The organism is Magnetospirillum gryphiswaldense MSR-1 v2 (genome assembly GCF_000513295.1).
GTDB classification, from domain to species: Bacteria; Pseudomonadota; Alphaproteobacteria; order Rhodospirillales; family Magnetospirillaceae; genus Magnetospirillum; species Magnetospirillum gryphiswaldense.
In genome coordinates this window covers 2,683,890-2,699,601 of sequence record NC_023065.1, presented here as the reverse complement: position 1 = coordinate 2,699,601, position 15,712 = coordinate 2,683,890, and the positions used below count along the sequence as shown (strand labels likewise).

16 protein-coding genes are annotated in these 15,712 nt (G+C 58.3%); 10 read left to right on the top strand and 6 right to left on the bottom strand.

Annotation, left to right across the window (positions count from 1 at the left end):
* On the top strand, positions 1-282 hold the full coding sequence (locus MGMSRV2_RS12755) for an addiction module antidote protein (RefSeq protein ID WP_024080766.1): 282 nt from the start codon (positions 1-3) through the stop codon (positions 280-282).
* 32 nt (positions 283-314) lie between these two features.
* On the opposite strand, the gene MGMSRV2_RS21145 is transcribed toward MGMSRV2_RS12755, so the two are convergent.
* A complete protein-coding gene (locus tag MGMSRV2_RS21145; RefSeq protein WP_144084306.1) occupies positions 315-623 on the bottom strand; it encodes a hypothetical protein in 309 nt (102 codons plus the stop codon).
* Between the two features lie 34 nt (positions 624-657).
* Between MGMSRV2_RS21145 and MGMSRV2_RS21470 the strand changes: the two genes are divergently transcribed.
* A complete protein-coding gene (locus MGMSRV2_RS21470) occupies positions 658-831 on the top strand; it encodes a hypothetical protein (protein WP_158497764.1) in 174 nt (57 codons plus the stop codon).
* A 127-nt stretch (positions 832-958) separates the two neighbouring features.
* On the opposite strand, the gene MGMSRV2_RS12745 is transcribed toward MGMSRV2_RS21470, so the two are convergent.
* Entirely contained in the window at positions 959-1,123 is a 165-nt protein-coding gene (locus MGMSRV2_RS12745) for a hypothetical protein (protein ID WP_242410680.1), read from the bottom strand.
* Between MGMSRV2_RS12745 and MGMSRV2_RS12740 the strand changes: the two genes are divergently transcribed.
* The 8 genes from MGMSRV2_RS12740 (at position 1,122) to MGMSRV2_RS21140 (ending at position 10,461) form a co-directional block, all read left to right on the top strand.
* Positions 1,122-2,054, top strand: coding sequence for a recombinase family protein (locus MGMSRV2_RS12740; RefSeq protein ID WP_242410679.1), 933 nt, complete (start codon positions 1,122-1,124; stop codon positions 2,052-2,054). The genes MGMSRV2_RS12745 and MGMSRV2_RS12740 overlap by 2 nt on opposite strands.
* Positions 2,051-2,455, top strand: a complete 405-nt coding sequence (locus tag MGMSRV2_RS12735; protein ID WP_024080762.1) for a hypothetical protein — start codon at positions 2,051-2,053, stop codon at positions 2,453-2,455. The genes MGMSRV2_RS12740 and MGMSRV2_RS12735 overlap by 4 nt, the downstream gene beginning before the upstream one ends.
* Positions 2,456-2,550: 95 nt before the next feature.
* Positions 2,551-2,796: a hypothetical protein gene (locus tag MGMSRV2_RS12730; protein WP_024080761.1), complete on the top strand. Its 246-nt coding sequence runs from the start codon at positions 2,551-2,553 to the stop codon at positions 2,794-2,796.
* Between the two features lie 125 nt (positions 2,797-2,921).
* Entirely contained in the window at positions 2,922-3,089 is a 168-nt protein-coding gene (locus MGMSRV2_RS21465) for a hypothetical protein (RefSeq protein WP_024080760.1), read from the top strand.
* 661 nt (positions 3,090-3,750) lie between these two features.
* A complete protein-coding gene (locus MGMSRV2_RS12725; RefSeq protein WP_052588971.1) occupies positions 3,751-5,832 on the top strand; it encodes a diguanylate cyclase domain-containing protein in 2,082 nt (693 codons plus the stop codon).
* Positions 5,833-6,159: 327 nt separating this feature from the next.
* On the top strand, positions 6,160-6,951 hold the full coding sequence (locus tag MGMSRV2_RS12720; RefSeq protein ID WP_024080756.1) for a response regulator transcription factor: 792 nt from the start codon (positions 6,160-6,162) through the stop codon (positions 6,949-6,951).
* A gap of 23 nt (positions 6,952-6,974) precedes the next feature.
* Positions 6,975-9,494 (top strand): hybrid sensor histidine kinase/response regulator, encoded by a 2,520-nt coding sequence (locus MGMSRV2_RS12715; RefSeq protein WP_024080755.1) that lies wholly within the window; start codon positions 6,975-6,977, stop codon positions 9,492-9,494.
* Between the two features lie 196 nt (positions 9,495-9,690).
* Complete coding sequence (locus MGMSRV2_RS21140; protein ID WP_041633612.1) at positions 9,691-10,461, top strand: hypothetical protein; 771 nt, start codon at positions 9,691-9,693, stop codon at positions 10,459-10,461.
* A 202-nt stretch (positions 10,462-10,663) separates the two neighbouring features.
* On the opposite strand, the gene MGMSRV2_RS12705 is transcribed toward MGMSRV2_RS21140, so the two are convergent.
* The 4 genes from MGMSRV2_RS12705 to MGMSRV2_RS12690 all read right to left on the bottom strand — a co-directional run bounded on the left by MGMSRV2_RS12705 (position 10,664) and on the right by MGMSRV2_RS12690 (position 15,078).
* The gene (locus MGMSRV2_RS12705; RefSeq protein ID WP_024080753.1) at positions 10,664-11,107 is read right to left on the bottom strand and encodes a BLUF domain-containing protein; all 444 of its coding nucleotides are present in this window, start codon (positions 11,105-11,107) and stop codon (positions 10,664-10,666) included.
* A 171-nt stretch (positions 11,108-11,278) separates the two neighbouring features.
* Positions 11,279-11,737 (bottom strand): hypothetical protein, encoded by a 459-nt coding sequence (locus MGMSRV2_RS12700; protein ID WP_024080752.1) that lies wholly within the window; start codon positions 11,735-11,737, stop codon positions 11,279-11,281.
* On the bottom strand, positions 11,738-14,095 hold the full coding sequence (locus tag MGMSRV2_RS12695) for a putative bifunctional diguanylate cyclase/phosphodiesterase (RefSeq protein ID WP_024080750.1): 2,358 nt from the start codon (positions 14,093-14,095) through the stop codon (positions 11,738-11,740).
* Positions 14,092-15,078 carry an ABC transporter substrate-binding protein gene (locus MGMSRV2_RS12690; protein WP_158497762.1) on the bottom strand — a complete coding sequence of 329 codons (987 nt, stop codon included), beginning with the start codon at positions 15,076-15,078 and terminating at the stop codon, positions 14,092-14,094. The genes MGMSRV2_RS12695 and MGMSRV2_RS12690 overlap by 4 nt, the downstream gene beginning before the upstream one ends.
* Positions 15,079-15,712: the final 634 nt, after the last annotated feature.

Sequence of the window (15,712 nt, the reverse complement as noted above, 5' to 3'; positions counted from 1 at the left end):
ATGACGGAACAGGTCGGTGCTTTCGACATCGCCACCTATCTCGATAATGGCGAGGTGGTGGCCGAATATCTGACGGCGGCGCTGGAAGACTCCGATCCGGCGGTCTTTCTGGCCGCGCTCGGCCATGTCGCCAAGGCCCGCGGCATGAGTCAGGTGGCCGGGAAAGCCGGGCTGGGGCGCGAAAGCCTGTACAAGGCCGTCGCCCCTGGCGCCCATCCGCGTTACGAGACGGTTCGCTCGCTGATCGACGCGCTGGGGCTGAAGCTGACCATTTCCGCTTGAGGTGATATGGGTCATCGCGGGCAGGCTCCCGGTTATCTGGGCTGGAAACGCTTCTCGACCTCGGCCAACCGATTGGTCAGGGTGGAGGCCATGGCGACCAGATCGGCGATGTCAGTGCGCAACTGCTCGATCTCGGGATCGGTACGGATGGGACCGTAGGCGGCTTCGCGGATCTGCTCGATCATTTTGCGCGGCAGCTTCAGTTCCTCGGCCACGCGCTGGTCGCTGAAGCTATCCAGATACATGCCCTTGGCATCGTCAAACACCCCGTCCAGCTTGTGGCGAATGCGCATGCGCTCGTCGGGGGTGGCGGGACGGACGGCAGGGGTGATGGCGGTCATCGGGGGCTCCATATTGGCGGTTGAGATGGCGTGAGTGGAGGGTTTCGCAGCGGTGGCGGACCGGCAGGCTTTCGGTACGACGGGCATGGCCGGTTTGATTTTCGCGGGAGGAGCCGCCTTGCAGTCGGGGCAGATGGTGCGGCTGGCGCGGTTCTTGTCGCAGTCCCACCCCTTGGCCTTGGCCCGCCGCTCGACGTTGTCGGCGTGACGATTCGCAGTGAGGGTGAGATCGAGGGTGCCGCCGCATGCGGCGCACCAGATCCGGGCGATGGTGCGGGGGCCACCGGTTTCGCGAATTTGGAGGATCTCGTAGCTCAAAGGGCGATGTTTCGTCGTCATCGTGCATCTCCCCAGCAGCGATCCTGCCACGAGCAGGATGCATGCCAGCCGCCGCTGGTCTTGCCGCCGCGGCAGACCACCGAGCTGCGTTCGGCGGCGGCGCGGGGCAGCAACTCCTGGCCAGCGCTGGCCTGGACCACCTGGACGGCGCGGTCGCTCATGGACTGGGCCAATGCCGCATCGAACGGCACCAGCTCGCAGTGGATTCGCGACAAATTCGCCGCGTCGCGCCGCAAGGGCATGTGGATGGGCGGGGTGCCGCCGCTCGGCTACGACGTGGTCGCCCGCAAGCTGGTGGTCAACCAGCCCGAGGCCGATCTGGTCCGCCACATCTTCGACCGCTTCCTCAAGGTCGGCTCCGCCACCCTGCTGGTGAAGGAACTCAACGCCACCGGTCACCATACCAAGTCCTGGACCACCCAAGACGGCAAGCACCGCGACGGCGCGCCCATCACCAAGAACTTCCTCTACAAGCTGCTCGACAACCGGGTCTATCTCGGCGAGGCCGTCCACAAAGGCGAGGCCCATGCCGGTGAGCATCCCGCCATCATTGACCGCGCCACCTGGGACAAGGTGATGGCGGTAAAGACCGACAATGCGCCCAGGAAGCGGGCCAACGCTGTGCGGTCCTCGACCCCGGCGCCGTTGAAGGGGCTGATCCACTGTGCCCATTGTGGCCGGGCCATGACGCCGAGCCATACCCGCAAGAAGGGGCGGCTGTACCGGTACTATACCTGCATGAAGGCGATCCATTCCGGCCACGAGTCCTGCCCGGTGCGCAGCATCGCCGCCGGTGAGATCGAAGCGGCAGTTATCGGGCAGGTCCGGGCATTGCTGCGCGCCCCTGAGATCCGGGCGCGGGCCGAACGGATGGCCCCGTCCATGGCGCCCGCCGATCTGCGCGCTGCCCTGGATCGCTTCGAGGCACTCTGGGACGAGCTGTTCCCGGCCGAGCAGGCCCGTATCCTCCAGCTTCTGGTCGAGAGAGTGGCCATCGCCCCAGACGGCGCCGAGGTCCGGTTGCGCGCCGAGGGACTGGCCAGCGTCATCGCCGACATCACCGCCCAGACCGGCGACAGGAGCGCGGCATGACCGCCGACATCCGGATCGATACCCTGACCATCCGCGTGCCGCTGACTCTGCGGCGATATGGCGGCCGCAAGCTGGTGATCGTGCCCGAGGGTGGGGGCGTTCCGGTGCGCGCCAAACCAACCCCCGACGACACCCTGCTGAAGGCGCTGGCCCGCGCCCATCGCTGGAAGCGCATGCTGGAATCCGGGCAGGTGGCATCCCTGAACGAGTTGTCTGAAGCCGAGAAGATCAGCCCATCCTACATGACCCGAATCTACCGCCTGACCTTGCTGGCCCCCGACATCGTCGAAACCATCCTCGACGGCCGCCAGCCGCGCACGTTGCAGCTTGCTGACCTGATGGACGACATGCCGGTGGAATGGGACCGGCAGCGGGAAAGGTACGGGATCACGGCGCGGTGACCGGGGGCGCGAATCCCCGATGCGACCATGAATATTGACAAAAGAACAAAAAGAAAACACTCTGTGGCAATCGCCCTTGCCGCAGGAATACCGCCATGGCCCTGGAAACCTTGTTCATCTGCCAGCCATACATCCTCGGCAAAAGAGGCGGGCTGAAGCCTCAGCCGCCCATTTCCTACAAGACCGAGCAACAGGCCCTGCAACGTGCCAGCCGCATGATGGAGGGCGGCAGCGTAGCCGGCGTGGACGTTGTCCGTCAGACCGCCGACCCTGAAATGGGCGATTACGACGAGCCTGAATTTCTGCAGCGTCTGGGGTCCGTGCCGAAGGCCGAAAACTGAATTGTGATTGACCATTCTGCCTTCGGCGGCTGGGTAGTAATTGTGTGCAAATGTTCACGGACGAGCGGGCGGATGCGGTGTAGACATCAGCCGTCGTCGAGAATAGCAGACCTTGGGAGGGGCAAATGCGGGCGCAAGACTTCGGGCTTGATCGGTGGATATGGGAGCCGTCGCTGGACGATCTCCTCGACGATCCAACCATGCATACCTTTCTGCTGCGGGATCGCCTTTCCGTCGATCATGTGCGGACCCTCGTCAGGGAAGTCAGGCAGCGTCTCGCCCGCGCGGCGTGAAGGCGGCCGGGGTGTAAGCCATGCCTGGCGACCGGCGGATGCGGGCCGTGCAGCTGGCCGACCTGATGGACGACATGCCGGTGGAATGGAACCAGCAGCGGGAGATGTTCGGGGTGGCACGTTGAGCTTCTTCCTGGCGTCGGTCTCGAAGTGCCGGACATGATCCACAGTCGGCATGGCAGACGTTGCCGATGACTGGCGGCTGCCGGGGGCTCAGCGGCCATCCACCGCGCCCCAATCAACCGGCCCTTCGTGACCCGTTGCTGCCTATCAAGCCTTATCCCACTGCCTTTCAGAAGTTGGCTGCCATCGCCGATAGCCGCGTCATCACTGAACTGACCGCCTCTGTCTTGATCTGTCTTTGCCGCCGCTTTCGAGCCGCTCAAGAAGCAGGCTGAGGCGGTCCAGGCGATAGTGACGAAGGCCGCCTAATCTCTGATGAGAGCAGCCGTTGCAAAGGGCCGCGCCCCGAAAGGGATGGTAGCTTAATACTTTTTCCCGTTTTACGTGCTTGCTTTCTCTCCAGTGTACACATAAGTGCCGGGCACCAGATAAGTGGTCATAAGACTGAACGGGTTAGGGCATAAAAAATAGTTGTTCCAGCAAAACTTTTGGCAGCCCCCCCAAAAGTTCATCACCCGGCGTGACTTATAATCAGGATATGAAAAATGGTTACCCACTTATCCAGCATGTCTGCGGGTGCGTAATCCTGCTGGCCCTGCTAATGGCCGCTGGCCCAGTACGTGCGCTGGAGTCGGTCACCCTGCAACTGCGCTGGAAGCACCAGTTCCAGTTTGCCGGATACTACGCGGCACTGGCCAAGGGCTTCTATCGCGAAGAGGGATTGGAGGTAGCCTTAATTGAAGGCGGCCCCGGCGCGGACCCGGTCAGCAAGGTGCTCGATGAACAGGCCGACTTCGGCATTGGTGTCTCCAGCCTGGTAATCGACTACCTCAAGGGCAAGCCGGTTCTGATGCTCGGGCCGATCTTTCAGCATTCCCCTAATGTGCTGATCGTGCACGGTCGCGACAAGCGACCGGTCGACCTCGCCGGAAGCGGCAAGATTGCCATGATGGCGGGCGACCAGGATGTCGAACTGAAAGCAATGTTCATCGATGAAGGAGTCTCCCTCGATAAACTGCACATTGTACCAGATGACGGCCATATGGATGATTTCTTCGATCGAAATGTCGAGGCCCTCAATGCCTATAGTTCGAATGAACCATTCAGCCTGATTCAACTTGGTATCCCCCACACCATCATGAAGCCGATCAGCTATGGCATGGACTTTTACGGTGATGTGCTATTCACCCGGCGGCGGCTTGCCGAACAGAAGCCGACAGTGGTGGCGGCCTTTCGTCGTGCGGCTCTGCGCGGCTGGCAGTACGCCTTGGATCACCCAGCCGAAATTATCGATCTGATTGATGCGCACTACAATAGCCAGGGAAAATCTCGCGAGCACCTAGCCTATGAAGCGCGCGAACTGCACCGCCTTATCAATCCGGAAATCATCGACATCGGCCACAACAATCCGGGACGCTGGCGGCACATTGCCAACACCTATGCCCGCTTCGGCTTGGTTCCAGCCGGGCTGCCGCTCGAAGAGTTTTTCTATCAGCCGGACCCGAAAGTAGATTTCAGTTGGCTCTACCGAGCACTGGCCGTCAGCATCGGGTTTTTGTTGGTCGTAGTGGCGATTGCCCTCTACATCCACCGCATGAATCGTCGGCTGTCCATCGCCATCGCCGACAAAACCCGCAGCGAAGAACGTCATCGCGTGATCTTCCAGACCTCACCTTCGGCTGGCATGGTCTGGTGCGACGGCTACATCGTCACAGACTGGAACAGCGAGGCCGAGGCAGTGTTCGGCTGGAAGCGCGAAGAGGTGCTGGGCAAACCTTTCACCGAATTTCTCCTGCCGACCGTTGATCAAGCGCGCCTTGAGCCGGCACTGTCACAGATGGTCCACAAGAATGTGCTGCCCCACAGTATCAACAACAACCTGACCCGCGACGGCCGCCAGATCACCTGCGAGTGGTTCAATGCCTGGCTCCCCGAACGCCCCGGAGAAAACCGCGAGGTGGTTTCTCTTGCTCGTGACATAACCGAACGGCAACGGCTCGAAGAAGAAGTCCGGCAACTGGCCTTCTACGACCCCCTGACGCATCTACCCAACCGGCGCCTGCTGCAGGATCGTCTTGGCCGGGTCTTGGCGGCCACTCAGCGTGATCGAGGCTTCTGCGCGCTGATGTTCCTCGATCTGGACAACTTCAAGCCGCTCAATGATCGCCACGGCCATGACGTCGGTGACCGATTGCTGGTCGAAGTCGCCAGGCGCCTGTCCGACTGCGTGCGCACTACCGACACCGTGGCCCGTTTCGGGGGCGATGAATTTGTTGTCCTGCTAAGCGAACTAGATGAGACGAAACAGCAGGCCAGCGAGCAGGCGGCGCAGGTGGCATACAAAATTCTAGAGTGTTTGAGCGAGCCCTATCACCTGGCAGGATCGAATGGCTCACCCATTGTGGAACATCGCTGCTCGGCTAGCATCGGTGTTGCCATTTTTGCAGGTGATGCGGATTCTGAGGACGTCATGCGCCGGGCGGATACGGCAATGTTTTGTGCCAAGGAATCAGGCCGCAACCGTGTGACGGTGGATAGCGGCGATGGCAGCGCGATGATTCAACCTCTGGCAATCGAACCCTCACACAGACGCCTAGTTCCGCATGAGGAACTGCAATGATCGTGCCCTAGGCGATATGGATCATCGATCTCAAAGCTAAGCTCTAGACACGCGATCATTAAAGTTGACAGCTACCGCATAGGCATGCCTCAAAAATGGCATTCTAGATTTTAAGTTTTATGAAGCCCGGGATATACGGACATCCATCTTGGCCGGGTGAATGCTCCGAGGCTGGATACTTTGACGCAGACAGCTTTTGGCTGATCGAGAAAACTACTTGCGGACGGGGCCATACGTTCTGGAGAGAATTTTTTTGTATGGCGGCTGCGTTTTTTTGTGAGACCGTTTACCCTGTCGTCAGTCGCTATCAAGGACGTCTGTTTTGCCATGACGCCGCCGCCGGGGCACGCCGCCGCCCCCACAATCCTGATGATCGACGATTCAATCATGGACCTGCGCGTTCTGATCGACATGTTGGCCGCGCGCAAATGGCGCACCCTGGTGAGTTTCGACGGCATGGATGGCTACCGCAAGGCGCAGATCAAGTTGCCGGACTTGATCCTGCTGGACGTGCGGATGCCAGGTCTTGACGGCTTTGCCACGCTGCGACGCCTGAAAGGCGACACCCGCACGCAGGCGATTCCGGTCATATTCCTCACCGCAGCCGAAGACAAGGCCGACCGGCTGAACGGCCTCTCGCTTGGTGCGGTGGATTACATCATCAAGCCCTTCGTGAGCGAGGAAGAAGTGCTGTCCAGGATCGGCATCCATCTGGAACTTTCCCGCCGTCTCGGCTCGGCGCCAAGCATCACAGCCAGTAGCACGCCGGGCCAGTCGGCTCTGGTTACCGCAGCCGCGACCCTGCTGCTGGAGAACTTGAGCAACCCGCCATCGATGAACACGTTGGTTCGTCATTTGGGCACTAGCGAGAAGCGCCTGTACGACGCGTTTCACGAGGCATTCCAGCTAACGGTGTTCGGCTGGCTGCGTGAACAGCGCCTGAAGCTGGCGCGCCAGTTGCTGATTCAGACCGATGCGGCCGTCGCCGATATCGCTGCCCATTGCGGCTACGGGTCGTCGGCCAATTTCGCTACCGCGTTCAAAAACCGATTCGAATGCTCGCCACGCGATTTTCGCCGACGCGCGGGCGACGAGACGGCCGGGGATAGCGAATCTTGATAGTCAGACTGCGGCACTGGCTGATGTGGTTCCTGCCCCTGCTGTTGCTGCTGGCCGTCAGCGGGCCGGCTTGGGCGGACAAGGCTCCCCAGCCCCCCGCAGCATCCATCCCCGCCGACGCTGTGCTGATCGATCTGTCCGCGCACCTGAGCCTGTTGCCTGATCCCACGCAAAGCTTCATGCTTGACGATGCGCTAGCCCGGCTGGATGAGTTCCGGCCTGCAAGCCGGCGAGATCTGATCACCACTTTTAGTGCCGGCGTGTTCTGGCTGCATGTCAGGCTGCACTACGCTGGCTCGATGCCTGCGACGCGTTGGCTGGTCGCTGGCACGGCCAAGTCCTTGCGCGTCGATTATTATGAGCGTACGGGCAACGACTGGCTTGTGCTTCACTCTGGGCGAGGTATCGCCCGCGACGAAAAGCCGATCATCGCGGTCGATCCGGTGTTTCCACTGGCTCTCATGCCCGGTGCGGAGCACGAGGTGTTACTGCGCGTAGATGCACGCGGTGCCACCAACATGGAAACGTTCCTTTGGGAGCCGACGGCCTATCGATTCGCCGACAGCATCGACCTGATGAAGCTCTCTGCGCTCTTGTCCGGCTTCGTTGTGTGCAGTCTGCTTGCGCTGCTGGCCTTCCTACGACTGCGTGAGACCCAATACCTCTGGCTCGGGCTGATGCTGTTTGGCTTGGCCGGCCTGGAGGCCAGTCGGCAGAACTTCCTCAGTACCTATCTTTGGTTCGCTGACCGGCCGCTACCGCCCTTCACCCTAGCACCGTTGGCCTTGCTGGCGTTCTTCAGCCTGTCAAAAGTGGTAAGCCATGCACTGAATCTTCCGGGCAGCATGCCACGCGCCAACCGTCTGTTGACCGTTCTGCGCTGGGCTGCCGTCATTGGCGCACTGATCGCACCATTCCAGTACGGCGAGGGCGTGCGCATCATGTCTTTGGCCGTGGTAGCGCACAACCTTGCCACCATCGCGTTTACCATCGAGTGCTGGCGGTGCGGGTATGCCAACGCCCGGATTTTCCTGCTGGCTTTCTTTCTTGCCCTGGCGACTGAAACCGCCCGCCAGATGGCAAATCTCGGCTGGCTGCCCTTCGTGGGTGCAATGGCGTTCAGCACCCACTTTTTCCTATTGGCTGCCCCATTGATACTCGTCGGCCTAGTGGAGAGAACCCGGCAACTCCGCGAGCGGTTACTGGTTGCGGAACGGGTGCAGGCCGCAAAATCGGCCTTCTTCGCGCGCGTCAGCCACGAGTTGCGCTCGCCGCTAAACACGATTCTCGGGTACAGCCGAATGCTCGGCCGCAACTCGGCAAAGCTCAGCCTAGCAGAAGGCACACGGGGCATCGAAAGCAGTACCCTGCGGCTGCTGCGGCAAATCGACGAACTGCTCGATGAGGCGCGCGCCGAGGCCGGCCAGTTGCGTATATCCCCCGGCCAGCTGGCGCTGCGACCGTGGCTGGAGGAAATCGCGCAAAGCACACGCATCGTCGTCGAAGAGCGGAACAACCACTTGAATTGCCATTTCCAAGGCGACCTTGCCATCGACATCAAAGCCGACGGTGAACGCCTTCGCCAGGTACTGGACAACCTGCTTGCCAACGCCAACCGCCATACCCACAACGGCACGCTCAGCCTCACCTGCCAGGCCCTGGCAGACGCCGACGAGGCCGTGCTGAATTTCATGGTGGAAGACGATGGCGAGGGAATTCCAGTTGAAACGCTGCAAAGCATTTTTGAGCCGTTCATCCGCGGCCAGGAAGAGGGATGCGAAAGAGGATTCGGACTCGGACTGCCCATCTGCCGGGAACTCGTTCGTCAGATGGGCGGCGAAATCAGCGCCCAGAGCACGCCCGGCCAGGGTAGCCAGTTTGTCTTTTCCCTGCGCCTTCCCGTTATCGGACCGTCTCCACCTGTCGTACCAAGTCAGCTGCACGCCGGACCGCCCCCCTCCAATTCCCCGCATATCCTGCTGGTCGACGACGATGCAGGGTATCTCGACCAACTGCGCGAAATTTGCGAGGACGCCGGATTTTCCGTCGAAACGGCATCCGGTGGAAACGCTGCGCTCACACAGCTTCGGACAGGCGAGTGGCACCTCGTGGTGACCGACCAGATGATGCCAGAGACGGATGGCTGGTCGGTATTGCGCGAGGCGCGCGCCCTGCAGCCTGGGGTGCCGGTGGTCCTTCTGTCCTCTGCCGCGCCTCGTCCGCCCGAAAATCTTCCGACAGACATGCGCTTCGACGCTACACTGCTGAAGCCGGGATCTTCGGAAGCGATACTGGAAACACTGTGGCATCTGGTCATAAAAGTCGCTACCGGCGAGACGAAATTTGATTGGGGTGAACTCGCCCGCCTTACTCGAGAGGGGGACGTAAGCGCCATGGAAGAGTGGATCGCTGCCGGACGTGCGGATTTAACAGATTGCGATAATGCCCTGATCTGGGTGGAGAGCCTGGTCAACCGCCTGGAACTGCCCTTGCTGGCGCGGGTGACTACCAAGCTGGCATGCCTGCCCCTCGCCACTGGATAAATTGACGAGCCAGGGCCGGAAGTGGCTCCCCTGTTACGAACGCATCCGGGCTAACCGGCCGCTACCTGACCTGCATGCACCGTTCATTGTCCGGAGGGCGAGCAGTCTTGCTTGTCAAAAGGTGGCATAACGCATCCTTAATAGACCTTGGATATCATATCATCGGAGGGCAACCCTTGCTGGATGGGATGTGCCTATGGAGAAACGGCTTTCCCCGGAAGAAACAGACGCCGTCTTCCAGGAAATTATACGGAAGTTGCCGTCGGTAAACTCGCCCGTAAAATTAGAAGAACTTTCGCTTCTTGCCCTTGCGATGATGCTGCGAAGAACATCGTCAAAAGATCTGCGCAACGAACTTTCCCAGAAAGTTCGTGATATAGTTGCCTCAATACCCTCCCATCACTCGCCCGAAGCCATGCGCTCCGCAGTGAGAGGTTGCGTCAAGGTTCTTCAGGTTGCCAAAGAGCGGCGGCTACCACGCGATACCCATATGGATCCAGAAAAAAGGTCCGTTAATGTCGTAGTGGATCACGGCCACCGCGCTCAACCCAGACTGGCGGGCCAGGTCACTGGCAACCCGATCATCGTGGGAGCCGGCGTCACAGCCGTTCTGTTGGTTCTGCTAGGGATATACCTTGGATGGAGCAGCCGTAAAGCCGACGGCGACTATGACCCGAATGAGACTACGAAGTTTGTAGAGCAGATCATATTGGCTGCTCAGGGAGAAGTACCTGCTACCCATATGTTTGGTGGGCCATTGGAGGTATCGACCGTGAACGGCGTGCCGGTGGTGACCGCCAGAGGTGTTCCACGCCGGATATGTGCCGCGTCGGGTATGCGGCTGGTGAAGAAGGGACTTCTGAGCATCAATGGCGAGACTCCGCCCCGAATCTCATCGGCCATCATCACCGAGCTTTGCAACAAGGACGATGGCGACCCAGCAATAATGTGGGCGGCGACGAAATAGATGCAATCCTGGGATGACGATTCTCCCCGATTTCATCTCGCGCTGCACCCCCATGCGCGTGGCTTGACACCGGGTAGTTTTCTTGAGGTAGGCGGCTCATAAAAGGCAGGAGGGGGCAGAGGCCCCTCTCCGTGAATGACGGTCAGGGGGGCAGTCAGATGCAGCGCCGGGGTCTTTTGGCTGTCGCCAGAGTAACCCAGATTCACTCATCTTCCGCGCCGACAGCCTTTCTGAATGACGAAATAAGACGCTCAATCCGAGAGGTCATTGCCGATTGCGTTCCAAGTTGCGGTCCAGCATCAACGAGTGAGCGGAATAGATCTGCGTCATCTTGTGCAAAGGCGCTGATGTCCGTCACGGCCATTCCCCAATTGGAAAAATTTCTACGCTGTATCACCCCGTCATAGAGTGCAAACGCCCCATAATGCCGCCTATCTCTTTGAATTAAGTCATAAAGAGCAAGAACATTACTCTCTGGACCTTCCAAAATTTGGAAAAATGTTCGGTCATGATACAGCAATACACCACTAATATTTTTTGACTTATTATTGGCAGATGATCGACTTGCGAGCGCGCGGATGTCCTCTGCCTGCATATCGTTCCAGGCGCTGCTGGTATAAATAAGACAATACAGATCGCTATTCATGGTTGTTGCTCAGCCCACATCTTATGCCCCGAGGCTACCTCAGCTAAACATTATATTTAAGCGGCGAGAGTTGCGCGTTATCATCGGACAAATGGGTCACTGCTGTCGGCTGCCGTACTGGAGCCAATCGGCTGTAGCTGACCCATTCCTGTCGCTAACAGCCGTCGGGTGTTAATGTTGCGTCCAGTCAGGTGGAGCCGCCGGTTCAATCTCTGGCATTTCTTCGCCGATGGACTGCCCCTGTTTCCGGCGATCGGCGAGTAGCCGTCGGTCGGGAGTTACACGCCGATTGGCAAAGGCTGTGTGGCCGCAAGCCTTGCAAATCAGCAGGAACTCGCTCTCCGCCTCATGCCGCTCAACGTCAGACCCGCAAGCTTCGCACGTTATCATTGATGGCTGACTTTCTCCCATGGCTTGCTCCAGACTCTCTTCGACCTGGGCAAGTCCGGCCTCAACAGCCTTTTCAACCTTTTCCATGGCATGGATCTCAGCCACCATGTCGCGAATATCGAGCACCACGCCATGACTCTCCTCGCGAAGAGCGGCTACCTCTTTCCGCAATGCCTGAATTTCGTCTAGAATCAGGCGCGTCTCTTCCGAAATTATCAGGTGTTTAGATGGCGTTGACATTCAGGATTGGCCTTCGTAACGTTTCCGCCTAATCAGGTCCTCAAACAGCTCTATCGGAGCCGGTTTGTGGAATAAATACCCTTGGATGTAATCGACCCCCATGGCTTTGAGCAGGTCATTTTGGGCTTGGTCTTCAACCCCCTCGGCAGTAACAACGAGCCCCAAGTGATGGGCCAAAGCCACAGTTGCCGCGACAATATCGCGGTGGCGGGGGCGTTCAACCATATCAACTATAAAACTTCGATCGATCTTAAGCTTTGAGAAGGGAAAGTCCCGAAGATAGCTGAGTGATGAATATCCGGTGCCGAAATCGTCGATTGCCAGCGGGAAGCCCATTTCATCAATGGTCTTAAGATAGGCTCCAGCGGTCTTCATATCCCCGGCAAATACCCCCTCGGTGACCTCGATTTCAATGGCCGCCAGGGGATAGAGTTCCCGAATGCCTTCAAGACGCGATAGCAGGCCCGTGCTGCGGAATTCCACGGCACTGATGTTCACTGAGATGGGCACCGGAAAGCCGAGGTGATCCGACATTGCAGACGATGCTTTCGCAGCATTTTCGACGATCCACTCGCTGATCGGGACAATGGCTCCGTTGCGCTCGGCGAGAGGGATGAATTCTCCCGGCGAGACGAGTGCGCCATCTCGCTCCCAGCGCACCAAAGCTTCCGCTCCGCGCACAATCCCATCGGCCGGAGTGACATACGCCTGAGCGAACAGGCGCAGTTCATCACGTGCCACCGCTTGGCGCAGGTCGTTATCAAGTTCGAATTGGCGTTTGACCTGTTCGTCGAGAGTCCGATTAAACAGGCGATAGGTGCCGCCGCCGGTTTCACGCGCCCTAATTGCAGCAGAATAGGCGTCATCGATAAGACTTGCCGCATCGCTGCCATCGCGTGGGAACACCGCCACACCAGCCCGAAGGGTCAACGTAATCATTGACCCTGCCACGGAGTATAGTGCACTGCATTCGCGCAAAGCTCGGGCCGCTTGAATTTCTGCCTCACTAGCGATACCCAGGCCAGGAAGGACGAGGAGGAACTCGTCTCCAGCCTGGCGACAGACCATGGCGGGCGGAGGAAACAGTTCCTGAAGACGCTGTGCAACGGCTTTAATTACTTCGTTGCCACACTCGTAGCCAAATGTCTCGTTGACTCGTGTCAGCCCGTCGATGTCGAGATAGATAACTGCCGTCATGGTGCCGCCACCAAGGACCTGACGAAGTCGCTCGCGCCCGAAGTCACGGTTCGGGAGCCCCGTCAAATCGTCCACGGTCTCCTTTCGGAAGAGTGCTGCTTCATACCCTTTCTGGTCGGTAATGTCCTCGGTGATGATTAGGTTGTGAGTGATTTGCCCTGCGTCGTCCTCGATAGGGGAGACCACCGCTCTCAACCATCGACTCGCCTTCTCGTCAAAAAACTCCCCCGACCATGCCTCGGATCGGAGCCTTCCGTCTTGAAGCAATGCGGTTATGGCTGACTCATCCGGTCCGTGGATGCGCTGATGGGCCCTATTCCGAAACTGAACAATACCTTCAGCGTCAATGAGGACAATTGCCGCCGGACTTTGGCTAACGGCGGTTTCAAGAAGCTGGAGGTCCTGCTGTTGATCTGTAATGGTCTCAAAGGCCTTATCAATTGCCAACGAAATTCCTGCTAACTCATCAGAACCGGCTAAGGTGCAGCGTGCCGTCCGATCACCGCCACGGAAGCGTAAAATCGATTTAATAATCCTCTGGCTGGGCTTTGCCACGGCCTCATTGATGATCCACCAGCAGAGGAGAGAAAAGAGAACATTTATTCCGAGCACTGCCGCACTGCGTTTAAGTTCGGCAAACGTAGCGGCGGATAAGCGCCACGCAGTTCCATGTTCAACTAGCAGATACACACATTTACGCTCCGAGATGGTGCCCGGTACGACTTTACAAATTGGCGCCACGCCATAAACGTGATCATCTGTCCACGATTTAACCGTAACAGAATTAACTTCTGACAGGGTAAGGCGGCGGAACCAAGGCGTGTCGAGCAAATGTCGGGAAAGCTCAGCGTCAGAATTTTCCACTACGTGGCCTTCATCGTTTACCAGCAGCGCAACATCGTCATGGGCCAATATGGCCAGAGATTTGAGCAAGACAGCGAGCTCATCCCGGTGATTTTCATCCACGAGGTGGCCCGCCAGCCCTTGAGCAAGATGAAGTTGTCCTCGAAGATCGATAATTGCTTCGTGCTGTGCGCGTCGGAGAGCATCCCACACCGACATTCCAAACACCGCGGCGTGGCTGCCCAGCCCCAGTATGAACAGCGCAACAATTACCTGAGCGGCTACGGGGAGACGGGACAGAACCGCACGAACGTTCATCGGCGCACCTCCCCTGAAATCTTTGGGGTGGGCGCTCCAGAGGGGGCAATCCCATAGCTTTGCATGATTTGCCAGAGCTTTAGTGAAGTCTCGGCCAGCCGTTGATCGGCTCCCAGGATTAGCGCCTCAGACTCTTTGACATTGGGAAATGCAATATCTTTTAGGGCCGTTCTAAGCTCCGATTCCGAAAGGCCGGTACGCTTCGTAACGCCGACAGTCATAGCGGGATCTAGGGTGACCAGCTTTTTCCGACCAAACTCCCATGCATCACGTAGATGCTTGATGGCTGCCGGATCGGTTTGCAGGGCCTGATCCCTGACCACCACAACATCGAGGATTTCGTTGGGAATATCCCTTGAGGAAAAAATTTGCCGGGCGCCTAACGTGAGAAGCTTAGTGCGGATAGGGTCAAAGGTGATCACCCCGTCAACCTCGCCGCTGACATAGAGCCGTTCTTGTCGGTCAATCGGCGCTTCGATCAATTGCACGTCACTCGGGGCCAGGGACATCTTTTCCAGCATGCGTGCTGCCATGTAGGCGCCCAATGCCTTGCCCTCGAACGCTATCCTTGCACCTTTGATGCCTATTACATCTGTGGCCTTGGGATTGAAGACCACGGCATCAGCGCCGTTTGATATGTCCGCGACCAGCAGAATGCGGATGTTGGTTCCGGAATGCTGAAGCAGCAGTACCTCGTCAAGGGTAAGCGCGGCCGCATCGAGGATCCCATTTTGGAGCGCACGGATAGTTTCTGTGGTCGAAGACATATCCACGACCCGGACTATTTTGGGATCAAGCGCCAAGGTATCTCGGGCGATAAGAAGGGGTTCGTAGCCGAGCCATGGGTTTATGCCGACGCGAAACGGTGGCCCAGGAATCCTTAGTCCAAACGCAATGGCGAAGAAGGCTGCAGCAGCGCAGGCAGAGAAAACAACGAAGATTCTCTCCCACCGGTATACCAATATTCTTCGCAGCAGACCCACCTGTTCATTTCCCCCAATAGGTTATGTTCCGAAGGTCTGTTGGGTAACATCAGATATGCGATGATGCCTGCGACAGTAAATGGAGAATTGCACATTAAAACGATACACACGTTACTGAAAGGCATCTGCTGCCTTTCACAGAGACCCGTATCTCCTGACACAACAGTACCGTAGCGGTCATTCCGGTGGAATGGTGGCTATCGACCGGCTAAGCAGTCACACAAGGCGGTCCTGTCTCCTTCTGCTCACACCTGAATGCCGTGGATGACGAGGGGCTAGGCATCAATGACGGCCTCCACATCAGGGCACGACATAAATGACGGCTTCCACATCAGCCAGGACGAAAAGCTGTTGACCACCAAATCCGCCCCCAGACTCCAGCCCGCGCCAATAAAAACAGCGGAATGGTAAACAGTTTTCTGTCGTGCATCCAATTGAAATTTAGCCCTTTTCAAACCCCGTACCTTTCTGGCGCAGTCAACAGCCGCGGGAGAAAACGGGAGAAAGAGAAGATAAAATGTTGAAAATCGGGCCGAATTGAGGCGATCAAGGTCAACAGCTACATAATGAAAACGCCGCAGAGCCTTGGGCTTTCGCCCAAGGCTCTATGCGTCAGAGAATCTATTCTTTTAAA